The following is a 23,562-nucleotide window of genomic DNA, read 5'->3' as shown; positions in this document are numbered from 1 at the left end:
AAACAACTTAATGATAAATACAGATCAGCTCATACGGGGTTTTGTGTGTAAAAAACGATAAAATACTGTGGCTATAACCAAACAGATCACCCCTTGCCCGATCAGGCAATGTTGCGGTTGTACCACTTTTGCCACCCAACCGATCAATACAGCACCCAGGGGTAGCGTGCCAAAAGCCGCCATGGCAAAAAAACCAACCACACGGCCCCGCATCTGTGGTATGGAAACCGTTTGTACGATCGTATTGCAAACAGGCAATACCGACATGGTTCCGAAGCCGCAAACAAATGAAAGCAAGAGGAACAGGGAGAACACAGGCGTATACGCCATTACAATAAGCCCCACTCCTAATACTACAAGGTTAAAAAAAAGTATCTGCTTTAACCGGCCGCTATATTTTTGTGCCGCCAGGTATAAAGTGCTCACCAACGCTCCCAAACCCGTAGCTGCATTAATATAACCATAAGTAGCCGAGTTGCCGCCGAAGATATCCCTTGCGAAATAAGGCTGTAACGTGTTATAAGTGGCAACCAGTAAACATACGGACGCCAGCAGCAATAAGGTTTTGCTGATCTCTTTTTGAGAACGCGTATACTGCAACCCATCACGAAAAGCGCCCCAGGCGTTGCTTTTGTTTCCCGGGGCCTGTCTCACGGGAAACTGCATCAGGTTTAAACAAATAATCACCGCTATAAAGCTCACCGCATTTGTAGCAAAACAAGCTGTAGCGCTATATGCAGCCAATATAATCCCCGACAGGGCCGGACCAGCTAAGCGCGTAAGATTATTCAGGGAAGAATTCATTGCAATGGCACTGGGCAGGTCGTCCTTATCATCGATAATATCATTTACCATCGCCTGCCGGGCAGGTACATCAAAGGCATTAGCCACCCCCAGTAACCCGCTAAGTAAAAGAATTCCCCACCAATGCGCGCCAAAAATATACAGCAGGGTCAGCGCAACTGCCTGGACGGCCGCTGTTACCTGGGTGCACAGTAATATTTTATACCGGTCGTACCGGTCTGCAACAATACCGCCCCATGGCGATAGTATAAAAGAAGGGAACTGCTCCGCAAATGTTGTCAATCCTACCCAAACAACAGAATGGGTCATTGTATACATTACCCAGATCACTGCCGTACGCTGCATCCAGGTACCTATCCGGGAAATTAACTGACCGGTGAAAAACAAACTGTAATTACGCGAATGAAAAACCCTGAACGCATTACCCAATGCCACACTTTGGACCAATTTCATATTTTAGTCGAATTATCTTCAAAAAAATTATTCAAGACCTTTACAAAATACTGAGCAAAAAGCGGATAGCATCTTGTAAGGATCTGCATCCGAATCATGAACAATAAATTCCCTGTTCATTCCCCGGAGCGCAGAAAGGAAAATAAATATTGCCTCTCCCAATTGCTTATTATTGGAGAGATTGATTTCGTGGCGGTTGGCTCCTTCCAGCAATAATTGCTGCAATAACAAGGTTTCCTTTTCGAGGTAACGCCGGTGCAGCGCCTTTTTCTGCTCTGTGTACTTAGAAAACAGCTCCGCATCCATACCGGCCTCCATGGCCCGAAACAAGGACTTCCGCTTCCGGGCCATGGCAAGTTTTACTGAAGCAAAAGCAACCAGTTTTTCCACCAGGCCTTGCTGCCGGCTTAGCTGCCGGGTTGTTTCCAGGATCACTTCGTTTATTTCGGCATCCAGTACCGCATCAAAGATCTCCTCCTTGCTTTTAAAATAATAGTACAGGGAGCTCTTGCCCATTCCCACCGCTTTTGCCACATCTTCCATCGTAGAAAATCCCAGCCCCTGCTCCTGAAAAAGCTTTTGCGCCGCTACTACTATTTTTGTCCGTTTATCCAATGATACGTTATTCGTTATGCAAAAATACGAATATTCGACCAAAAACAAAATTTAGTCTAAAGAATAATGCGGCTAATAATGAACCCGTATCAAAATTATCATAATGGACTTATGGATTCTCCTTCATTGTGATCAAAGCAGGCGGGGTGCTCGTTAGCTAAGAGCAATAGCAGGCCTGGCGTTGCTTTCGAAATGGATCGTGCCGATGGCACTCAATCCCCTATATTTGGCTCATTACTTCGGAATAAATTCCGAAGTTACCTGAAGAACGCAAGCCTCTGGCTTTCTGTCACATTGAGCATATGATTAAACTTGTTGAAACCTCCAGACAGTGAACGTTGAAGAGGCGTAGCCTCGGTTTAATGGGTTAACAAGGAACTTTAGTTTCTTGTTAAAAGCGCGCAACTAAAAATAGAGAGCCATCGGCTCGGCCTATAAGTTGATCCTGCAGCGATACCCCATCCGTCAATCAGCATCACAGGTATTTTAATAAAATGGATACCGGTTTATTATAAATTTTACACAGCGACCCAGGGGAGCAAAGACCCAGCGAATTATTTTCAAAAGAATTAATGAGGCTCAAGAACTACGCGGGTGTTGCAGTGAGTACTTAAAAGCTGTAGCATTCTGTATAACGAAGCCGTTCGAACTGATTTTTAACAACATAGACACAGTAGAAATCATAGCGTCCTGGCGTCTTTGCGGTTAAATCGCAAAGGAGCAAGCCCGTTATTTTGTTGTCGCGTTTACCAGCCGCTCCAGCACATAATAGGTGATCGGGCAAAACTCACTATTCTTGAGCGTTAATGCAGGGCGTTTTATAAGCACATCTTCATCAGTGTAGGGAAAGCGCGCGCAATCAGACGGCCGAATCTCATAGATATTGCAGGTGTTATCAGTATTTAAAAAAGGACAGGGCGACTGTTGTACCACAAAATCCCCGTCTTCATCCACCCGCAGGTAGGTGTCTATAAAAACACTCTCTTTCATTCCCAATCCTTTGGCGATGCGTTTTATATCCGGCGTTTTAAACCGGGGAGAATAATTTTTACAGCAATTGGCACAGGAAAGGCAATCCACCGCTTCAAAAGCGGCTTCATGCAACTCCGGAAGCTGGCGCAGGACCTTATTTTTATCGGCCCGTTTCAAAAACTGCTGATAATTTTTCCGGTGCTCTTTTGATTTCTTCTCCCAGTTATGCAAAAGTTCTTTCGACATTCTCTAATAAATTCAACGATTCCATTTAAAAATCAAAAATAATGATTCATCCGCTTAAATCACTTACAAGAATTATGCAGTTCCCTGAAATTTAAAAACGGGCCTAAGCGCTTATATTCACTGGTTTTCCCCAGACGGGCGATCCTTACTTTTTCTCGTAAATTGAACGTAACTTTGCACACCTTATTTATACTCAACACTTCAATAGTTATATGAATATTTTAGAAGCGCAATCAAAAGAATTTTTACAACGGCATATTGGGCCCGATGCAACCGAAACCGGAAAAATGCTGGATAAAGTGGGGTTCAACAACCTGGACGCCTTAATGGAGCAAACCGTTCCATCGGCGATCCGCATGGCGGAAGCCCTTGATATTCCCAAACCTATGAGCGAGAACGAATACCTCCGCCATATCAAAAATGTATCGCTCAAAAATAAAATTTTTCATAATTATATCGGTCAGGGGTATTACGGCACCCTTACGCCGTCAGTCATCCTGCGCAATATTTTTGAAAATCCGGGTTGGTATACCCAATATACGCCTTACCAGGCCGAAATATCCCAGGGACGCCTGGAAAGCCTGCTGAATTTCCAGACGGTGATCTGCGACCTTACGAGTCTGCCTTTGGCCAATGCCTCCTTACTGGATGAAGCAACGGCCGCCGCAGAAGCCATGATCATGTTTTACCATTCAAAGAACAAGGCCACCGTTGCGGAAAAGCCCAGATTTTTTATTGACGCTGAGCTCTTCCCCCAAACAAAAGACGTTCTGTACACCCGCGCAAAGCCCTTCGGGATTGAACTGGTGGAAGGCGACTATAAAACAGCCGGCATCACCAAAGAATACTTTGGCGCACTGATACAGTACCCTAATAACAAGGGAAGTATTGAAGACTACCGTTCTTTTATTGAAACCGTACACCGCAACGAAGCCTATGTAGCCATGGCAACCGACCTGCTGGCTTTAGCCATTTTAACCCCTCCGGGTGAACTGGGCGCCGATGTGGCGATCGGATCTGCGCAACGTTTTGGGGTACCTTTGGGTTATGGCGGTCCTCATGCCGCCTTCATGACGGCTACCGATGAATTCAAACGCACCATACCGGGCCGGATCATCGGCATCAGTGAAGACGCCAACGGGAACCGCGCGCTCCGCATGGCCTTGCAGACCCGGGAGCAACATATCAAACGGGAAAAAGCCACTTCAAATATTTGCACAGCGCAGGCATTGCTTGCTAATATGGCCGCAATGTATGCCGTGTATCACGGGCCCGATGGACTGAAAAAAATTGCAGAACGGATTGCAGTTTTCACCCAGATCGTAGGGGAAGCTATTGAAGCGCGTGGGTTTGAGCTGGTGAGCGATCATTATTTTGATACCCTTGTTATCAAAACAAACAATGCCGCCGGGATTATTGGAAAAGCAGCGCAACAAAAAATAAACCTGCGGCAGATCGATCATCAGCATATTGGCGTTTCCCTTGATGAAACCGTGATCGTTGAAGACCTTTATGACCTGATCAATTGTTTTGAAAATGATGTGAATCCCGTTTCATTTGAGTTAAGTACGGAAGAGGAATTGCGTCATATCCCTGAATCACTGGTGCGCCAATCTGCATTTCTTACCCAACAGGTGTTTAATACCTATCATAGCGAAAGCAAGATGATGCGCTACATCAAATACCTGGAGAATAAGGATCTCTCTCTGAACACTTCCATGATCTCTTTGGGGAGCTGTACGATGAAGCTGAATGCCGCCACGGAAATGATCCCGCTGAGCTGGGCGCATTGGGCGAATATTCATCCCTTTGCCCCGGTAAACCAGGCAGGCGGCTATAAACAAATCGTTGAAGAGCTCAGCCAATATCTGTGCGCCATCACGGCGTTTGATGCCTGCAGCCTGCAACCCAACAGCGGTGCACAGGGAGAATATGCGGGCTTACTTACGATCAAAGCCTATCATGAAGCCCAGGGAAACCCCCAACGTAATGTGATGCTGATCCCCATCTCAGCGCATGGTACCAATCCGGCTTCTGCGGTAATGGCGGGCATGAAAGTGGTTGTGGTGAAAGCTCTGGAGAATGGATACATTGATATGGAGGATCTGAAAGCAAAGGCAGCACAATATAAAGATGTACTGGCCGGCATTATGATCACCTACCCGAGCACATACGGAATTTACGAGGAAACGGTAAAAGAGATCAACCAGATCATCCACGACAATGGCGGCCAGGTATACATGGACGGCGCCAATATGAACGCGCAGGTAGGACTTACTGCACCCGGGTTGATTGGCGCCGATGTTTGTCACCTGAACCTGCACAAGACCTTTGCTATCCCGCACGGCGGCGGCGGTCCCGGCATGGGACCCATTTGCGTGAAAGAGCATCTGGCCCAACATTTGCCCGGCCACGTTTTCCTGCATAAAGCAAAAACAATATCGATCAACGGTAACGGAACCGGGAATCATCAAAATCACGAAGGGGCCGTATCAGCAGCCCCTTATGGATCGGCATCTATTCTCCTGATCTCCTACGCTTATATACGCATGCTGGGCGCCGAAGGGTTAAAGGCAGCCACACAATATGCCATCCTTAACGCCAATTATATGCGGGCACGCCTGGAAGAAGATTTTGATATCCTGTACACCAACAGCAATAATTTATGCGCGCATGAATTTATTGTAGACCTTCGTCCGTTTAAAAAGACCGCGCAGGTGGAAGCGGAAGACATCGCCAAAAGGCTGATGGATTATGGGTTCCACGCCCCCACCATGAGCTTCCCCGTTCCGGGAACGATCATGATCGAACCAACGGAAAGTGAAGACAAAGGTGAACTGGATCGTTTTTGCGATGCCTTACAAAGCATCCGTAAGGAAATTCAGAAAATAGAAACCGCTACATGGGATGGGAAAGACAACCCGTTAAAAAATGCACCTCATACGCAACAATCGGTAATTACCAGCGCATGGGAGCATCGTTATACCAGGGAAGAAGCCGCCTTTCCTCTGCCCTATATAGCACATAACAAATTCTGGCCGTCTGTGGCAAGGGTAAACAATACATTGGGAGACCGCAACCTGATCTGTACCTGTGAGCCAACCGAGGCCTATATGGAAGTGTAGTAAAAAAATCAGCCCCTGTTTTTAAGGCTGCCAATTTCAGGCAGCCTTTTGTTTTACAGATATTGTATTGATTGACACGCTGAATGTAACGGGGCTGTATAACATTTTTTTTATTGATTCTTCCGGTGCAATAAACAATGCCCTTTTTGCAGGGTAATTAGCGCCGAAGGTGCTGCGTGTTTATAAAAAATGTGGTTTTACGATATGAGGCTCCGGATAGGAGCCGCGTAAAAAAGGCTGCCTGGCAATCAAATGAACACAGGACGCTGCAGGAATCCCGGTGGAAAATGATATAAACGCTACAAACACGATGTTCCCGTGAAGCGCAAAAATTCGCTATTCCTGACAAAAATGCTCTCCTCTTTTAACGAGGCACTTATTAAAATATCCCTTCATGTTTCCTTCATGTTCTGCCCCTATGTTTGCTGAAAGAAGCATATATAATCTTATATAAACCTTCTACTAAACCTTTAAAAAAATTAAACGATGAAACGGACTTTTATTATCCTTACTACGGTTACTGCGTTATTGTTTGCTTCTTGTTCGAAAAACAGCAGCAATTCCGACGGCAATCCTAATGGAGCCTCCAAAGTGCAGTTTGTTCTTACAGACGCCCCGGCCCCTTATGACGCGGTGAATATCAACATCAAAGAAATAAATATCATTATGAATGGTAAAAGCGGCGACAGCGTGGTTAACTATCCGCTGGCTCCCCAGTTGACCGGTCCGGTAAACCTGCTCACCCTGAAAAACGGAGGTTCTATGTACATGGGCGATCCGTTTTCCCTGCCTGCCGGATCCATCTCACAGATACGATTGGTGTTGGGAGATGGCAATACGATTGTAACAGGCGGCGTTACACATGACCTAACTACACCGTCAGCACAGGAAAGTGGTCTCAAGATCAACTTTCATCAAACCCTGGAACCAAATGGTATTTATAAGATATGGCTGGATTTTGATGTAGCCCGGTCAATCGTGAAAGCCGGTAACAGTGGAAAATACTTGCTGAAACCCGTTATCAGAGCCAATACAGAAGCCGCTACCTTTGGCGCGATCCGAGGTACTGTTTTGCCTTCTGTGGCAGGCACTACTGTTTACCTGTTGAACGGGGCAGATACCATCGGAAGTACTTTACCTGAAAAAGCAGGTTCTACTTTTGGTGAAGGATACTATAAATTCATTAACCTTGCTCCCGGCACGTACAGCCTTTCTTTCAATGCTACAGACAGTACCAAATACATGGATTCTACCGTAAACAATATAGCTGTTACCAGCGGCACGGTTACTAATGTAACTACCGTTACGCTGCATCAGTAAAATAAGCAACTTGCAGATATAAAAAAGGCTGTCTCAATTTTTTGAGGCAGCCTTTTTGCTGACCGGTATATCTGTCAATAAAAAAGGACCGTCTTTTTGAGACGGCCCTTTTTTCTAAAACAATTAAAAACGTTTATTTCTTTTTCGCCGCTTTTGGAGCGATCATCGCCAGCATCCGGCGTCCTTCCAGTTTCGGCATGCTTTCCAGCGTACCAAAATCGGCCAGGCGCTCTGCAAATTTCAGCAATAATAACTGCCCGCGGTCCTGAAACTGGATCGCCCTTCCCTTAAATTGCACATAAGCTTTTACTTTATTGCCCTCTTTAAGGAATCCTTCCGCGTGTTTGGATTTAAAATCAAAATCGTGATCATCGGTGTTCGGTGTAAAACGGATCTCTTTGATCTCCGTAGTTTTGCTTTTGGCTTTTAACTCCTTCTCCTTTTTCTTTTTATCGTATAAAAACTTATTGTAATCGATAATACGGCATACGGGCGGGTCCACCTTTGGTGAGATCTCCACCAGGTCTAACTCCTGGTCCTGCGCCATTTTAAGCGCTTCCTGGGTAGTATAAATGCCTTGTTCTACATTATCGCCGACCAGGCGCACCTGTGGAACGCGGATAAATTGATTAATGCGGTGTTCTGCTTCTTTTTGTGGTTGAAATCTTCCCCGAAAATTTCCTTTTGGTCTGTTGCCACCGGGTTTAAAGGCGCCCTGTGGTTTGTAAGCTGGTTTTTGTGGTACTGCCATTTAATTTTATAAATTCTCCTCATTGTTTCTGCCCGGGGAAACCAATGTAAATTTCTTTTTTATACGCCTTTCGGGCAAGGCAAAATAATAATTTTAGCAAAAATGGTGAAATATCACCAGTCCGGCAATTTTATTTTCCAGAGCGGGTGCTCCGCACTCCAAAATAGTTGACTGGCAAGACGGTGAACCGGTAAGCTAAAGACCATTGAAAAAAAAATCTTCCCGCATTTCCGGCTTCGTGGCATTGATTTGCTCCCGGCTTTTAACCGGCACATCAGGTGCCATACCCATATTCTTTCAGATAAAGATCATTATCCCGCCATTTGGGTTTCACTTTTATAAAAAGCTCCAGGAACACTTTTTGTTCCAGAAAGGCTTCAATATCTTTTCGCGCCGCCGTTCCTATCTTCTTTACCATACTTCCCTTCTCCCCGATCAGGATCATTTTTTGCGTTTCCCGGTGCACAATAATATCCGCAATGATCTTCACCAGGGTCTGTTTTTCTTTAAACTCCCTAATCAGCACCGCGGTATGATACGGGATCTCATCCTGCGCCAGTTCATAGATCTTTTCCCTGATCAGCTCACTCACAAAAAATTTAGTGGGTAAATCACTGATCTCGTCTGTATCATAAAAAGGCGCCCCTTCCGGCAGCAGCGCTACGATGGGTTTTAAAAAATCAGTATAATTAACGCCGGCTATTGCCGATATCGCCACGATCTTTTTTGCATAGGGCTTATTGGTAAAATAAGCGATGGCCTCTTCAATTTTAGTGGGGGGGGCCTTATCAATTTTGTTGAGCACCAGCACGCCCGGCACCCGCAATTTCAAACCGGAAAAGAGCTGGTCGTTCTCTTCCCAGTTATCGTTCACATCCATTAGCAGGAGTGCCACATCCGCATCTTCCAGCGCGCTTTTTACCGACTGCATCATTTTTTCGTGCAGCTTATACCGGGGTTCAATAATACCCGGCGTATCCGAAAAAATGATCTGGTAATCCTTTTCCGTCAGGATTGCTTTAATACGATGACGGGTCGTTTGTACTTTGGACGATACAATGGCCAGCTTCTCTCCCATCAGTGCATTCAGCAAAGTGCTTTTCCCTGCATTGGGCTTTCCAAAAATATTTACAAAACCAGATTTCATTGGCGCAAAAATAAACCTAATTTTTTAGATGTAAAGAACCAGCGCCGGAAATGCATTTTCCACCTCGGTTGATATTAGTAACGCCAATACAAGGGATGGGCCCTCTATAGAGATGATGGAATGGAAAATAAACCCTTAATTGAAAAAGTTGACAAGTTTATGGACAAGGTCTCGCCTTAACCTCTTGTACAGAAAACAGCAACACAAAAGTACCTTCAGAAGAGATATCAGCGAACAAACTCGTTAAAGCTAACAAGAAAGAGTTGCTTCTCAGACCGGAGAATAGTTTATTTTTTTCCGGCTGCCTAAAATTGTCTTGGATGAAGCCAGGTATATCTTTGATATTATTATATTCTTTTATTGAACCGGATCCAGTCAATTGAATAGCGGCCACCGCCGGATATTAACAAAAAAATCAAACTCAGCGTCATTGCAAAATCGGTCCTGTATTCATGAAACATAGGCAGGAATCCTTTACTTAATAGCAGCGGCCACTTTGTATATGCAAAAGCAACCATCATAACGATTAACAATGGGATAGCTGCCAGACGGGTGAAAAGGCCGATAATGAGGAGTAATCCACATACAATTTCTGTTGCGCCAACGAATGGCGCCCAAAAACCGGCATAAGGAATCCCGATCTTAATAAATCTTCCAACGCCTAATGTATCTGCATATAAAAACTTCTGTATCCCTTCAAGAAAGAAAACAAGGCCCGGTATAAGGCGAACGACCCACACTGAATTTTGAGCTTTTGCATTCATAACGCATCGGTTGCACTACTGAAAGGTAAATATAATGCGGCAGACCACTATTATACATTTGAAAACATTGCGGCATGATTGCTTTTTTTTGATAAACCGGGGCATTATCAACCTTCTTTTCTTAAATTTTGGGATCAATTTGGTTTCTTCCTTTATTTCGCAAGATGAAGGGGAAGACCTGTATATAACAACAAAAAAATAATGGATAATAAGTTCAACAACCGATTTTCGAATGCAATGGGTAGTTCGACTTTTATATTGATGAGCAACGTCTTAAAGCTATTATTGATAACCTTTTCAGGCCTCGTCCTTTGTATTTCTCACCAGGCTTATTCCAGAGAAAAAAAAGATTAATCCAATAACGCCTATGACAATAAGCGATCTATAACTGGCACTCTTATTAATTATCTCATATCCGGTATATATTAATCCAAGGATACCTAAAAATAGAAAGTACCGCTCCAAAAATGCGTTTAACGTTCATATCTTTAGTTTTTACTCTATCTACGCAATATCCATGCCTACAGCTTAGAATATCAAAAATAAATGACATGCGTACCGTGCATGAAAACGAACTGATTTTATTTAGACGGTTTTACTATTTGCGAACCGGATAACGTCATCCCCGTTCATTTGAATTAATAATCTTCTCACAAACAGATACACAAATTGAGGATGCCTTTAAATTCCGAGCAATTTACCAGGACGGGTTTAACTAATTTAAATTACGATATTCGTTAGGCGTTATTCCCGTTTTTTGTTTAAATAGCCGGGTAAAATGTTGCTGATACTTAAAGCCCAGCTCCGCAGCTATTTCATTGATAGTTTTGGAGTGATCGAAAATACGTCCCTTTGCTTCATCAATCAATTTCGATTGTATATAATCCAGCGCGGTATTGCCCGTTTCCTTTTTGATCAGGTCGCCGAAGTAATTTGCAGAAAGATGCAGTTCCTTAGCGCAATACGCCACGGATGGAAGCCCCAGCATAAAGGCGTTGTCAGATTTAAAATAGTCGTTCAACAGCTTCTCAAACCTCACCAGGATATTGCTATTAACATTGCTGCGTGTAATAAACTGGCGGTCATAAAACCGCTGGCAGTAATTTAAAAATAATTCTATGTTAGACACTATCAGTGTTTTGCTGTGTTTGTCAATATTCTGCTCTATTTCTTCTTCTATTTTTTCAAAGCAGGCTATAATTGTTTTTCGCTCTTTTTTGGATAAATGCAGCGCTTCGTTCACTTCATAAGAAAAAAAAGTGTACTCCTTGATCGTCTTTCCCAAATTTGTTCCTTTAATCAAATCGGGATGAAACACCAACGCGTAGCCCGAAGGTTTCATAGCCACCCCTTTGCTGTCAACGCCATATACCTGACCGGGCGAAACAAAGACCAGCGTTCCATCCTCATAGTCGTAGGGCTGGCAGCCATACAGCATATCACCGCATTTTATATTTTTCAGAAATACCGCATAAATACCCATATACCGCCTGAAATACTGAACAGCAGGAACCTCGTTAAAATTAATTACACTTACCAGGGGGTGCAGCGTATCAACTCCCATGTTATTGTTATACTGTTTAACCGTATCTATTCTTTCTACCTGTTCCATAATCCAAAAAATTATGCTACAAATTTACTAAACCTAAATGCCCTATTTACACTGTTAAAGCAAAATCCGTAAAACTGGTAAATAAATCTGTATCCTGCATAAAAAGTCAACCTGATTAAGAGATGAAATTTGTACCATCCTTTTGGAAATCAGATGTCACTTATTGTAGTGGCACCTTCTTTTAAGCATTTTTAAAAATAGAAACTATGATTTCAATGAAAGAAAAAGTTGCATTGGTTACAGGTGCAGCACAAGGAATTGGTCTGGCTTCGGCACGAGCTTTTGCCCAAGCAGGGGCGCATGTCATTTTAACAGATATTAGGGAGCCAAAAGAACAAACCCAACAATTGAAAAATGAGGGCTATAGCGTTACGGCACTGCGTTGTGACGTAACAAACGAAAAAGCAGTGAAAGAAATGATAGCATACATCGTATCTTCTTTTGGACGTTTGGATGCCGCTTTTAATAATGCAGGCATCAATAGCCCGGTAGCAGAAACGGCAGATGCAAGCGGCGAAGAATTCGATCGGGTGATGGCCATTAATTTACGGGGTGTATGGAACTGTATGAAATATGAGCTGCAGCAAATGCGGAAACAAGGCAACGGGGCTATTGTCAATTGCTCCTCTATTGGCGGATTGATAGGTATTGCCGAAAGGGGCGTTTATCATGCATCCAAACACGGTGTAATCGGACTAACAAAAAGTGCTGCGCTTGAATATGCTGCGCGCGGAATTAACATTAACGCCGTATGTCCGGGTATTATTTCCACACCTATGGTGGAAGAAATGTTAGAGCGCGAACCCCAGGCGATGAACGAACTTATCAATGAATTGCCGAACAAAAGATTAGGCCGGCCGGAGGAAGTTGCCCATGTGGTGTTATGGCTTTGCAGTCCTTTGGCAAGTTTGGTTGTTGGTCAGGCAATTGCTGTAGATGGCGGCTACACCGTAAAATAAAAAAAGCCTGTTGTTATGGCTTTGAATTAAAAAACTAAAATCGCTCTCAATAATAATGGAAACAAATGCAACAGCTATTTTTGAACGGCTACGAAACGGAGAAATCCTATCTTCCCATGACCCGCAAGCCTATAAACTGCGGGAGGCTTCCTACGCCACAAAGGAACTGCTTGTTCAAATGAATAACTCCACTGACCCAGCGGAAATAAGAAGTCTGTTAAGTAAAATAACGGACAGCGAAATTGATGAAAGTGTTGCCGTATTTACGCCGTTTTATATTAATTACGGTAAGCATACCCAAATAGGCAAAAATGTATTTATCAATTTTGATTGCACTTTTTTGGATTTGGGTGGTATAACCATAGAAGATAATGTGCTGATTGCTCCAAAAGTCAGTTTGCTGTCAGAGGGGCATCCCATCGCACCCGAGAACAGGCAATCACTTGTTCCGGGACGCATTCATATCAAAAAAAATGCGTGGATCGGCGCAAATGCGACTATCCTGCCGGGAGTAACCATTGGCGAAAATGCGGTTGTGGCTGCCGGAGCTGTGGTTTCAAAAGACGTTCCCGATAATACAATCGTAGGTGGAGTACCCGCAAAATTTATTAAATCAATTTAAGACAAATGAAACAAATAGCAGATTTCCCGCTGCTGCCAGTTGATTTGTCGATAAGAGTGATTTTTGAATTTATAGGTGCCCCGAAATTGTAAACCCTATATCAACTATATTTTATTAAGCGCCGATATGATCTGTTGTACCAGCTCCCTGTCAATCGTTGACACGTCTTCTCCTGCCCCACTCAATACCCGAAAGACACGCTCATCATCGCGCTCAAAGGTTAGCTCCTTTCCATTTACTACTACAAAAAACTTGTAAGAATAGGCAAAGGTCACTAAACGGCCTTTTAACAACAACTCCTCCCCTTTATATAATACCGGTAAGTCAAAAAAATGCTCCATATAAGATAATCGGCCGCAAATTTCAGGAGTTTCCTTATCATAACCTATTTAAAGAATGAATTTAATGGCACAATGTTTGAATTAAGAAGAATATCAAATAGAATAGGCAAATTTCTCATAAGCAGTTAGTTTTGGTTGAGTCCCCTGTTTTCACAGGGGACAATCTTTTAGATTTTTTGCAACAACCTGGGAACACCATTATTAAGCCAGAAAATAATAGGTACAACTACAACCCTGTTATACCCGGCTGGGTTAAAACTTAAAATTGCCTGATATCCCCTGCTAAAAGCATTGGTGGTTACTTTTTGATCAATATTTATCTGAAACCGGCTGTTTATTGCGTAAGATCTGGGGGAATCTATGCACCCCTACCTAAGGCGTTTCCTCATGATGAGGAATTATTGCCCAGCGGCATCCGGATCTTAATCGCCCTGAAAAGCCGCAAAAGCTGAGCATTTATTTTTCCCGCATTGATGCAGCCTTCGATCAAAAGGCATTTGTTGTTTTTTCAATCAAATTAAACGGCCTTCTTTTATATAAAATCTGAAAAAAACTATTAGCAGAAAAAAGCCAACAGGAAAAACCGGAAAAAAAGTAGGCCATTATATAAATTAAGTAGAATTTTGCGCTTTACAAGTACAAGAGATTTAGTGGAAATTCATAATAAAAGAAAATACCTTAGTTTTTTAAAGTTCAAAAGAAATTTTCAAAAGTACGGACTGGGAAAAGTGCGCAGTTATGAGCTTGTTCTACACTGGCTCAAGAACCGGCTCAACCGTAACCAGTTCCTCATCCTCTCAGGCATTTTAGTAGGATGTACGGCAGGCCTGGCCGGTGTATTATTAAAAGCATTGGTTCACTATATTCATTATTTTATTGTAACCAAGGTGCATTTTGAATACCAGATCCTATTTTATATTGTTTTTCCTTTTTTGGGTATTGTCCTTACTACTTTAATCGTTTTGACCGTATTCAAGGGGCAGGACCGTAAAGGCATTGGCGCTATCTTATATGAAATCGCCCAAAACTCCAGTATCGTTTCCGGCGTAAAAATGTATTCACAGATCATTCAAAGCGCTATAACGGTGGGGCTGGGCGGCTCTGCCGGTTTGGAAAGCCCCATAGCCGTTTCAGGAGCGGCCATCGGATCTAATTATGCACAAACTTATAAACTGGACTATAAGGAGCGCACGCTGTTGCTTGCCGCCGGCGCCACGGCCGGTATTGCCTCTGCATTTAATGCGCCGGTAGCCGGTATTATGTTTGCATTTGAGATACTGCTTACCGGAGTGGTTTTCTCTGATTTTATACCCTTAGTGGTTGCCGCCGTTTGCGGCAGTTTACTTTCCCGGATCCTGTTGCAAGAAGAGGTGCTGTTCCGGTTTTATGCCCGGGAATCATTTAACTATCATAATATTCCTTACTACCTGGTGTTGGGTCTTATTGCGGGCCTGTACGCGCGCTATTTCGTGCTTATTTCCCAAAAGGTGGAGCACTTTATTAAAAGGCTGCACCTGTCCCGAATGAGAATAGCAATGCTGGGAGGCGCGGCTCTTTCAATATTATGCCTGTTACTGCCTCCTTTATTTGGCGAGGGATACAATGTTATAAAGGCCTTTGCAGATGGCAATGCCCAGGTTATTATTCATAACAGTTTTTTCAGATACTTTAAAATTGACGAGTGGAGTCTTATTCTTTTTTTGGCATTGATCTGCCTGCTAAAGGTTTTTGCCACGTCCATAACCATTTACAGTGGTGGTAATGGGGGTAATTTCGCCCCCTCGCTGTTTGCCGGAGGTACGCTTGGTTTTTTATTTGCAATTATCTGCAAGCAGATCGGTTTTACAGAAGTACCGGTTTCAAATCTTGTTTTAGTAGGCATGGCGGGCGTAATGAGCGGCGTTATGTATGCACCGCTTACTGCTATTTTCCTGATAGCAGAATCAAGTATGGGATTTGACCTGTTTATTCCGCTAATGATCGTGTCGGTCATGTCTTATCTTATTGCCCGGTGGTTTTCAGTTGTTCCGCCCGATTTCAGAACACTGGCAGCGGAAGGAAAGATATTTACCCACGAACACGACCGGAACCTGTTATCGACCCTGCATACGAAAGATCTTATTGACAGGGATTCGCAAATAATAAATAGTGAAAGCACTGTTACCGACCTGCAGGAGATGATAAAGCATGGTAAAAAAAATATTTTCGCCGTATTAGACGCCCGCAGGCATTTGAAAGGCATACTTACCCTTGATGATATACGGCCATTGCTTTTTAATACGGATATGGGAGGTACCGGCACGGTGCAGCAACTTATGAAACCGCCCATAGCTATTGTACATCCTACGCAGGCATTACCCGAGGTAATTAAACTATTTGACGATACCGGCGTCTGGCATCTGCCGGTGGTAAATGACAACGATGAATTTATTGGATTTATTTCCAAGTCCACTATCCTTACCAGCTACCGTCAGCTATTAAAAGAATACTCTGCCTGATGGCGCAGTATGCCAAACCGCTGGCTACAGCAACCCCGATTGTTTCAGTTGCTGGAGCAGCTTTTCCTGGAATTGAAACTTGGTATCAATAAACCCATGTGCATTGATCCAAAGGTTCAGCATCACCTTATAGCCATCGGGTTCCAGGGACGATATCCCCATCCGTTTGGGCGGGTCATGAAGAATAGCTCCGGAATCTTCAATTGCCTGGCCGACAATCCGTTTCACCTGTTCATAATCAATACCATCAGGGAACTTCATTTCAATGTCCAGCCGGCGGTTACCCGAAGCACTAACATTGATGATCACTTCGTTTGATAGCTTGCTGTTGGGGATCACCACGATGCGATTATCAAAAGTAGTAACGACAGTATAAAAAATCCGGATCTCGGTCACTATACCCTCCTGCCCCTGCGCAACGATGGAGTCACCTGACCGGAACGGCTTTAAAAAAAGAATAAGCACCCCGCTGGCAAAATTCTGTAAGGTACCGGAAAGCGCCAACCCCGCCGCCACACCAAAGGACGCTACCAGTGCAGCAAACAGTGTCATGGCAATACCCGCAATTTGCATAACCGCCAGCAGCAGCAGCACCCGGAGCAGGATTACCACCATACTTTGAAGAAAGGGTTTCAGGGAAGGATCGATCTGCTTCTTCTGCATCATGCGGCCCAGATAGCCGGAAAAGAGCCGTATCAGCCATAATCCCGCAAACAACACCACCAGCGCCAGCAATATTGCCGGCCGGTGGGTGATCATCCATGAATACATCCGATGCAACCATTCTTCCGTTTTCATTATTGTCTGTTTTAGCAACTATTTAAGCTGGTTTATAATCAACAGTATAATTCATGCTAGCACTTTTGTAAAGAAAACAACCAACAAGCCAATCTTTTTCTCCCGCAAGCCGGACGGAGCAAACAACGGTATTTATCGGTGAAGCCGACCGTTTATTTTATAAAAAGGTAAATATTGCAACACAAACTGTAGAAAAGGTACCTCAAAGGCGATAAATTACAGTCAGCGATAAAAAATAAACAACAGTATATAAAACACCATCAGAAATATCAAAGTGCCGGGAACCAATATCCGGATACGTTTATCTTTCATACACTACACTGTTTAATCATATGTCCGTTTTATTTGTTTGTTACCCGCATTGCTTCCAGGTTAAACCCATTGCAGGGCAGCGCCACTGCAAAATGGGCCACATAGGCAGCAAATGTTCCGGGTTGTATTACTTTCTTAAACTTTTTGACCGGCAATTCCTTTTTATCTGCAACGGCAGGCTTGTCTTTTTCATGCGCATATAGTGTTAAAACAAAGCCTTCTTTTCCAAATGAAATCTTAATACTTACCGGCGTAAACCGGTCGGGACTATACGTTAAAAATTCGGCCACCAGGAATGCGTTCATACCGTATTTTAGATCTAACGCCGCATAACCGACCAGGTCATGGGCTGCTCGTTCAAAAGGTTGTTCTTTCATATTATCAAGGTTTTTTAACTAAAAGCCCCCCGCGTTGCGGGGGACAATAAATTTCTTTTCTTCCTGCGCTGGCATTATCCAGTTCAGGTTCAGCGGGTTTTTCTCAGTATATATCTTTCGATACATTTTAACACCCCGGTAGAAAATCTATAAAAAGAGTTCAAATAATTATGCCAAATAAAAAGCAGGGCACCCTCTTATTTCTTATTATTTTTTGTGGACTTTATTGTACGAAATGTGTAATCCTGTTCCCTTATTCAAAGCTTATTATTTGCGACTATAAATATTTTGAAAAAACTCATCCCTGCTTTTTCGTATCCGGCCGTAAAACGCTTAGCCCACAAAGATCTTTATTGCACCCGCCCTTTTCCTGGATCAATACTTTAAATTTGTACCCCATATCCATCAACAACGTATAGTTCAACAATGCAGCTTTTCTTGCAGCAGTAACTACATCTGCTTTCTCCTCCATAATCCTTTTAATAATATCCGGAGCACCCAGCGATAAAAGAAAATGACATTGATCAGTAAAACCACAATCGGTTAAACCATTTTTACGGCCCCAATGGCTTAAGGCCGAAAAATTAACGTGCGCGGTAATATCCTGTTGCCCGATATGGTTATACAGATCATCGGAAACGGAATGCTGGTAATACGCCAGCAGCGTACCCCGACTTCTGTGGGGTTTATAAAATTCCGCTAAAGTATATCCGTAATCTATAGTGATCAGGTATCCCTGCTTCATTGCATTCGCCAGTTCCTGTATCCAGGAAATAACCCGAAGGCTGATCTCTGCGCGAAAGCCCTTTGGAAGTTCAATGTTTAATTCCAGGAAATAATCTATAAGTGGTTGCCCGGCCGGACGCGTCGTTTCAACAAAGCCATTTTGAAAATCGACGAAGACTTCCATTAATTCATCTTCCATGACCACCTGGTGAACCGGAAAATTATCCAGTAATTCATTGGATAAAATACAGCCCTTTGTCATTGTAAATTCATCTATGCAATGATGCCAGGTCACTTTTTCATGCAGCCGCCTGTTATTATCCCGGTCCTTTATGCCGCATTTTTCAATGATGCGGTATTGTAGTTGTTCATACAACTCTTTGTTGTTTTTTAGCGCTGATAATATAGCCCGGCACAGGTCACCACCACCGCCTCCATACTCTACTATGGTAAAAACCCCTTCACCTAAATGGTGCCACATCTCCTCAATTTGCTTAGCTATAGAGATGCCAAAAGCAGGCGTAAGGGTAACACTGGTATAAAAATCGCCATTAGTCCCGATCCGGTCCTGTGCAGCCGTGTAATATCCAAGACCCGGATAATACAGGCACATTTCCATAAATTCTTCAAAATTAACAGGCCCTGTACTTTTGATTTTTTGTATGATCAGCTCAGCAAGTTCCATATCAGATGTAAAGGCAAAGAATCTTTTTCGTTGTTTAATCTAGAAAAGAAACGGCGGGATGACAGGGGGCATCAATTCCTCATCCATCTTCTGGTAGGGCATCCCTTTAATAAAATTAATCAGGTCCCGGTTCAGTCGTCCGCGATGCGTATAAAACAATCCATGTGGGGCATCGGCATACACGCTATATTGTGCCTGCGCAACCGTGCCTGCAAGCAGATCCGTGCTCGCTTCCTTTGGTACAATCCGGTCTTCATCACCGTGTATCAGGAGGAGTGGCAGTTCCTCCAGGGCATCAAGATCATTGCTAAAGTCTGTTGCTGAAAAGCTGGTAATACAACTGATCGTGGCATGCATGGCCGCCTTTGATGCAAGGCCCAGATAGTAATTGAGCATGGGGTGGCTCACGGGCCTGTTAAGAACAGATACATCAAAAAACTGCTTTAAAAATTCTTCCAGGAACAACATACGGTCTGTTTTTATTTTTAACACCATCTCCTTAAAAACATCCGCTTCAACCCCAGAGGAATTTTCAGCAGTTTTCTGGAGAAACGGAAGGATGGAACTGATCAAGACCACACGTGCAATCCGGCTTCGGCCATATTTTTTCAGGTATCGCGCAATTTCTCCCCCTCCCATAGAAAAGCCGACCAATATTACATCTCTCAGATCCAACTGCCCGATCAACTGATTCAGATCCGCTGCCAGTAAATCATAACCATATCCTTCCCACGGCTTACTACTGTCGCCAAAACCGCGGCGATCATAGGCAATAACACGGTTACCATTACTGATGATATCCGGCAATTGATATTCCCACATTTCCTTACTCAACGGCCAGCCATGAATAAGAAGCACCGGCTGACCGTGTCCATAATCACTGTAGGCGATGGATATATCCTCGTTCAATACAGCGTCTTTATATAAAATTGAACTCATAAAAAAAGTTTTAAAAGAAGTATAAGGCCAATTGATACTATATTTATACTCAATAAGCGCGCCTATTCGTTCAATCGCACTGCTTTATAATAAATGTGTGGATTTCTTTTCGCAACTGAAGAAAACGATCAACACAAGCTGCCCAATGGTGTTTTAAAAAAACAGTAGCAAAATGGCTGGGTTTTTGTCATTCCAGTTATATGAACCGGCAGGTAAGCATAAAGAAATCCCGGAAAAAGGCGGTGATCATTTCCGTAAACGCCGGATCTTCTTCTTTAAAATTCAGTGTTTTTTTAATAACCGGGGCATACCGGCAAAACGGATCAGGGGCCCGCAAATAAAAAAGTTACAAAGGCGCGGGCGATATCTGACCTGAATATTTAATAAATCATTTTTATTCGATCTAAACCGCAGGAGCGCTCTATAATAAAAGCCTCATACCATTTCCTTTTTACCCCAAACGCACCGGTCCCAACATACCCATGGAATACAACGGCTGCCCTTTCATCCATTTTTCTGTTACTTTATTTTTCTGCAGCGACCGGGCATAGTTGCCCAAAACCGTGGTGATTTTTACGTTTAGCTGGTTTTCTCCTTTTTTGAGCGTACCGTCAAGTGTGTAAATATGACGGCCATACCAACGCACACCGATAGGACTGCCATTGAGCGTCACTTCCGATATGCCCTGCACAACGCCCAGGTCCAGCGAATGAAAGGCTTTTGGGTCCACAACTTTAAAACGGGTCTCGTAATGAATAACGCCCGCGAAATTTTTGAGCTGCGCATCCTCTTTAAAATCGATCAATCGGGGCAACTGCAGCGTTGCAGGGCTTTCATACACTTTTTCGAGCTTTAAACTCCAGGGGCCTGTAATTTCCTGTGGCTGTATACCAAATGGCTTTCTCAAAGCAAACAAATCACCACCTTTTTCATCCGTAAAAATAATCAGCAGGGAGGCCGCAGGATCCATCTGTAAGTATAACCTGTTTGCGGCGCCATTGGTAGGATACCTGTACTTCCTGCCCGTTTCGGGATCCCATAACCAGGCCGTTTTGCCGGGGACATGAAAAACCGCGGTACCCGTATAGGATTTGGTAAGATGATAATTGCTGATAAAAAAGATATCGGTCGCTCCTGATTTATAATACACCTGGCTTACATGTTCCACAGGCCCGTCAAATGTTACAAACGTATCGATCAACAGGTCTCTTTTCATTTTCTCAAACCAACGGCCAATAACAGCAGTAGGTGCAGGGTATGAAATTACCTGCCGGGGATAATCCCTTTTAAGTTTTTGAATGGCCGTTGCCACGGCTTCATCCTTTGGCTGGTGCCGCAGCTTTCCATATGTTTGATGAGGGTCTTTACCCACAAAGATCACACGGCCGCCGGCTTTCACAAATTGTTCCAGGGAGGCAGCGGTTGCAGGCGCAATTGAGGCTACCTCCAACAGCAGCAGCAGCTTGTACTTTCTGCTTCCAAATTGTAAGCCCGGGTTATTAAAGTGACTTCGGTTTAAGACGGACTCGGTAATATAATCACAACCGCCTCCATTTTGGTGAATGGCTTCCCAAACATTATTGGCATAGACAGGTTGTACTGTTTGCGGATACTGCTGATACTGCAGCCCCACACGGGACCACATATCTGCTTCGGGAAATAGTATTGCTATATCCGCCTGCATATCGGCTGCCTGAAACAGAGCCGACAGCCGGGCTTTGTAATCGACCCAACGTTTCAAATAAGGCCACCACGTATTTCTTTCGTTAAAAAAAGTACCATAGCGCACCCAGCCGGGAAACGGAATATCCTTTGGACTGAAATTGAAGCCATGAAGAATGGAATGCGTAACACCGGAAAGGTTGCTTTGATCGCCGGTGATCTTGATGCGTTCCAGCGTGGCATTAAAGACCATTGAAGTATTGGTAATTTCCTCACAGCTCACTATTTTTTTACCGGTAAGGTGTGCGGCTGATGCCACAAACTTATTTACGGGCCGGTAAGCTCGTCCTGTTTTAAAGGTATTCTCTTCAAAGTCTGTTCCCACATCGGGTCGCAGCCAGGTTTCACATTCGGGAATATCGAGCTGCATGGCCGACTCTATCGTATAATATTCGCGGCCATAGGCCTGTACTCTTGATTTCACTTTATTCTTACGGCACCAGGCAGTAAAGGTTTTTAAAAACCGCTCATCAAATAATTCCAGGCGGGTTATTTCAAAATCATACCGTACGCGATCTATTTCCTCCTGAACGGCCGTGGAAAACTGCACCAGGTCATCCCCGCCGATAACCTGCCCCCCATTATACGTGCTTTTTTTATTGATCTTAAATAATATGTAAGGCAGGTAAGGAGCCAGGTCGTACCCGCGGCGCTTTTTGAATGCTGCCGGCAAATCATCGCACCAGTTCGATCCGCGCAGTTCCAGGCTGTCGATAAATACCGCGCGGAAATAATCCCCCATAGCGCCCACTTTCGCATTAATGGCATCGGACATGCGGTTCAGGTATTTTTCTACTGCAGGCCCGTTATAGTGATCCAGCAGCGGCCCCGCTGCACCAGGCGCCCCGTGGGTTACTGCCGTATACCCCGTGAATTTTACCAGGAAATACAGGATATGATCTCCTTCCGGCACTTCCAGTACTGTACTTTCTCCGTCCATTTTTATCGACCGGCCGGCATCGAAATCCGCCATATGAGCGGGGGCCAGCCGTATTTCATACAACTCGGCAGTTCCCTGCTCATATGTTTTTATGAATGCCAACTCTTCCAACAGATCTTCTTTTTTAAGGGTATAGCGCTGCCCGCCCGCCAGTTTCCTTGTTCCTAGTGCCACCATTTTTATTTGCTCCGGTCTTTCCAGGAACTCTCCTCCGAAAGGCCAGCCCGACCCCACAATGATATCGCAGAGGAGCCCTCTTTCCCGGGCGCCTGTGACGGTAGCTTTCAGTACCTGCAACCATTCATCACTTAGCCAGGTAAGCGGTTTATACCCCATGGCATCATTATCCTCAGGGAAAGCGATCGAATTGATTTCCACACCAGAGATGCCCATCGCCTTCAGCACATCCAGTTCCCGCAGGATTTCCGGCTCCGTTACACGACAGCCGTTCCACCACCAGCGCACAAAGGGTCGTGCCTGTGGTGGCGGGTTCTGAAATAATCGGAACAAATCTGCGAATTCATTATTCTTACGTGTTTGAGCGGGTGTTTTATCAAAAGGAAAAGTATATGCCAGGGGGGCAAGAGCGCTTAATCGAACAAATTGTTTTCTGGAAAGTTTCATATATAATCATTTAAAGTACATAATAAATCCTGGTAGCCCTCCGTTACCTTCTTCACTAAATTTGTAATTACAACCGAATGACATGGCTTGCAAATGCGGGGATCGTTTTCTCATTAATACTGCCTGAAATTGATCCAGCCCGGCCACATAACTATTCCGCACCGTCCCGTATCTGTACTATTTTTTAATTTTTTTTAAATAATAATAAAG

At 43.9% G+C, this 23,562-nt stretch carries 18 protein-coding genes and 1 riboswitch; of the genes, 5 read left to right on the top strand and 13 right to left on the bottom strand.

All coding sequences use genetic code 11. The annotated features are described in order from the left end of the window. Positions 1-24: 24 nt before the first annotated feature. The 3 genes from NIASO_RS02000 to NIASO_RS01990 form a co-directional block, all read right to left on the bottom strand. On the bottom strand, positions 25-1,257 hold the full coding sequence (locus tag NIASO_RS02000; RefSeq protein ID WP_008583948.1) for an MFS transporter: 1,233 nt from the start codon (positions 1,255-1,257) through the stop codon (positions 25-27). Between the two features lie 27 nt (positions 1,258-1,284). Further along, positions 1,285-1,872, bottom strand: coding sequence for a TetR/AcrR family transcriptional regulator (locus NIASO_RS19555; protein ID WP_025298626.1), 588 nt, complete (start codon positions 1,870-1,872; stop codon positions 1,285-1,287). A 729-nt stretch (positions 1,873-2,601) separates the two neighbouring features. Beyond that, positions 2,602-3,090, bottom strand: coding sequence for a YkgJ family cysteine cluster protein (locus tag NIASO_RS01990; protein ID WP_008583950.1), 489 nt, complete (start codon positions 3,088-3,090; stop codon positions 2,602-2,604). A 212-nt stretch (positions 3,091-3,302) separates the two neighbouring features. Here NIASO_RS01990 and gcvP point away from each other — a divergent pair, with 212 nt between their 5' ends. Further along, positions 3,303-6,215, top strand: coding sequence for an aminomethyl-transferring glycine dehydrogenase (gcvP, locus tag NIASO_RS01985; protein WP_008583951.1), 2,913 nt, complete (start codon positions 3,303-3,305; stop codon positions 6,213-6,215). Between the two features lie 486 nt (positions 6,216-6,701). Beyond that, positions 6,702-7,535, top strand: a complete 834-nt coding sequence (locus NIASO_RS01980; protein ID WP_008583952.1) for a DUF4382 domain-containing protein — start codon at positions 6,702-6,704, stop codon at positions 7,533-7,535. 133 nt (positions 7,536-7,668) lie between these two features. Here the strand turns inward: NIASO_RS01980 and infC are convergent, their stop codons facing one another. The 4 genes from infC to NIASO_RS01960 all read right to left on the bottom strand — a co-directional run bounded on the left by infC (position 7,669) and on the right by NIASO_RS01960 (position 11,809). Beyond that, positions 7,669-8,286: a translation initiation factor IF-3 gene (gene infC, locus NIASO_RS01975; protein ID WP_008583953.1), complete on the bottom strand. Its 618-nt coding sequence runs from the start codon at positions 8,284-8,286 to the stop codon at positions 7,669-7,671. 274 nt (positions 8,287-8,560) lie between these two features. Then, positions 8,561-9,433: a GTPase Era gene (gene era, locus NIASO_RS01970; protein WP_008583954.1), complete on the bottom strand. Its 873-nt coding sequence runs from the start codon at positions 9,431-9,433 to the stop codon at positions 8,561-8,563. Positions 9,434-9,780: 347 nt separating this feature from the next. Beyond that, positions 9,781-10,197 (bottom strand): DoxX family protein, encoded by a 417-nt coding sequence (locus NIASO_RS01965; protein ID WP_008583955.1) that lies wholly within the window; start codon positions 10,195-10,197, stop codon positions 9,781-9,783. A gap of 715 nt (positions 10,198-10,912) precedes the next feature. Continuing rightward, positions 10,913-11,809, bottom strand: coding sequence for a helix-turn-helix domain-containing protein (locus tag NIASO_RS01960; RefSeq protein WP_008583956.1), 897 nt, complete (start codon positions 11,807-11,809; stop codon positions 10,913-10,915). 215 nt (positions 11,810-12,024) lie between these two features. Here NIASO_RS01960 and NIASO_RS01955 point away from each other — a divergent pair, with 215 nt between their 5' ends. Further along, positions 12,025-12,768 (top strand): SDR family NAD(P)-dependent oxidoreductase, encoded by a 744-nt coding sequence (locus NIASO_RS01955; protein ID WP_211139878.1) that lies wholly within the window; start codon positions 12,025-12,027, stop codon positions 12,766-12,768. Positions 12,769-12,823: 55 nt separating this feature from the next. Further along, a complete protein-coding gene (locus NIASO_RS01950; protein WP_008583958.1) occupies positions 12,824-13,390 on the top strand; it encodes a DapH/DapD/GlmU-related protein in 567 nt (188 codons plus the stop codon). Positions 13,391-13,494: 104 nt separating this feature from the next. Here the strand turns inward: NIASO_RS01950 and NIASO_RS01945 are convergent, their stop codons facing one another. Further along, the gene (locus tag NIASO_RS01945; RefSeq protein WP_008583959.1) at positions 13,495-13,731 is read right to left on the bottom strand and encodes a hypothetical protein; all 237 of its coding nucleotides are present in this window, start codon (positions 13,729-13,731) and stop codon (positions 13,495-13,497) included. Positions 13,732-14,354: 623 nt separating this feature from the next. On the opposite strand from NIASO_RS01945, the gene NIASO_RS01940 reads away from it, so the two are divergent. Next, positions 14,355-16,229, top strand: a complete 1,875-nt coding sequence (locus NIASO_RS01940; protein WP_008583960.1) for a chloride channel protein — start codon at positions 14,355-14,357, stop codon at positions 16,227-16,229. Positions 16,230-16,253: 24 nt separating this feature from the next. Here NIASO_RS01940 and NIASO_RS01935 read toward each other — a convergent pair whose 3' ends face one another. From NIASO_RS01935 to NIASO_RS01915, 5 genes are all read right to left on the bottom strand, one after another. Continuing rightward, positions 16,254-17,027, bottom strand: a complete 774-nt coding sequence (locus tag NIASO_RS01935) for a mechanosensitive ion channel family protein (protein WP_008583961.1) — start codon at positions 17,025-17,027, stop codon at positions 16,254-16,256. 341 nt (positions 17,028-17,368) lie between these two features. Then, the gene (locus tag NIASO_RS01930; RefSeq protein ID WP_008583962.1) at positions 17,369-17,716 is read right to left on the bottom strand and encodes a hypothetical protein; all 348 of its coding nucleotides are present in this window, start codon (positions 17,714-17,716) and stop codon (positions 17,369-17,371) included. A 43-nt stretch (positions 17,717-17,759) separates the two neighbouring features. Then, a riboswitch (TPP riboswitch) is annotated at positions 17,760-17,864 on the bottom strand. A 150-nt stretch (positions 17,865-18,014) separates the two neighbouring features. Continuing rightward, positions 18,015-19,127, bottom strand: a complete 1,113-nt coding sequence (locus NIASO_RS01925) for a class I SAM-dependent methyltransferase (protein ID WP_008583963.1) — start codon at positions 19,125-19,127, stop codon at positions 18,015-18,017. Between the two features lie 39 nt (positions 19,128-19,166). After that, positions 19,167-20,066 carry an alpha/beta fold hydrolase gene (locus tag NIASO_RS01920; protein WP_008583965.1) on the bottom strand — a complete coding sequence of 300 codons (900 nt, stop codon included), beginning with the start codon at positions 20,064-20,066 and terminating at the stop codon, positions 19,167-19,169. 451 nt (positions 20,067-20,517) lie between these two features. Continuing rightward, complete coding sequence (locus NIASO_RS01915; RefSeq protein WP_008583967.1) at positions 20,518-23,352, bottom strand: glycosyl hydrolase; 2,835 nt, start codon at positions 23,350-23,352, stop codon at positions 20,518-20,520. Positions 23,353-23,562 lie beyond the last annotated feature (210 nt).

The organism is Niabella soli DSM 19437, from assembly GCF_000243115.2.
GTDB lineage: Bacteria > Bacteroidota > Bacteroidia > Chitinophagales > Chitinophagaceae > Niabella > Niabella soli.
This window is presented reverse-complemented; position numbering and strand designations above follow the sequence as displayed.

Coding starts and splice junctions, on each gene's coding strand:
- NIASO_RS01950 (WP_008583958.1), top strand. CDS start 12,824: ATGGAAACAAATGCAACAGCTATTTTTGAACGGCTACGAAACGGAGAA.
- NIASO_RS01925 (WP_008583963.1), bottom strand. CDS start 19,127: ATGGAACTTGCTGAGCTGATCATACAAAAAATCAAAAGTACAGGGCCT.
- NIASO_RS01935 (WP_008583961.1), bottom strand. CDS start 17,027: ATGAAAACGGAAGAATGGTTGCATCGGATGTATTCATGGATGATCACC.
- NIASO_RS01990 (WP_008583950.1), bottom strand. CDS start 3,090: ATGTCGAAAGAACTTTTGCATAACTGGGAGAAGAAATCAAAAGAGCAC.
- era (WP_008583954.1), bottom strand. CDS start 9,433: ATGAAATCTGGTTTTGTAAATATTTTTGGAAAGCCCAATGCAGGGAAA.
- NIASO_RS01955 (WP_211139878.1), top strand. CDS start 12,025: ATGAAAGAAAAAGTTGCATTGGTTACAGGTGCAGCACAAGGAATTGGT.
- NIASO_RS01920 (WP_008583965.1), bottom strand. CDS start 20,066: ATGAGTTCAATTTTATATAAAGACGCTGTATTGAACGAGGATATATCC.
- NIASO_RS01945 (WP_008583959.1), bottom strand. CDS start 13,731: ATGGAGCATTTTTTTGACTTACCGGTATTATATAAAGGGGAGGAGTTG.
- NIASO_RS01930 (WP_008583962.1), bottom strand. CDS start 17,716: ATGAAAGAACAACCTTTTGAACGAGCAGCCCATGACCTGGTCGGTTAT.
- NIASO_RS02000 (WP_008583948.1), bottom strand. CDS start 1,257: ATGAAATTGGTCCAAAGTGTGGCATTGGGTAATGCGTTCAGGGTTTTT.
- NIASO_RS01965 (WP_008583955.1), bottom strand. CDS start 10,197: ATGAATGCAAAAGCTCAAAATTCAGTGTGGGTCGTTCGCCTTATACCG.
- NIASO_RS01915 (WP_008583967.1), bottom strand. CDS start 23,352: ATGAAACTTTCCAGAAAACAATTTGTTCGATTAAGCGCTCTTGCCCCC.
- NIASO_RS01980 (WP_008583952.1), top strand. CDS start 6,702: ATGAAACGGACTTTTATTATCCTTACTACGGTTACTGCGTTATTGTTT.
- infC (WP_008583953.1), bottom strand. CDS start 8,286: ATGGCAGTACCACAAAAACCAGCTTACAAACCACAGGGCGCCTTTAAA.
- NIASO_RS01960 (WP_008583956.1), bottom strand. CDS start 11,809: ATGGAACAGGTAGAAAGAATAGATACGGTTAAACAGTATAACAATAAC.
- gcvP (WP_008583951.1), top strand. CDS start 3,303: ATGAATATTTTAGAAGCGCAATCAAAAGAATTTTTACAACGGCATATT.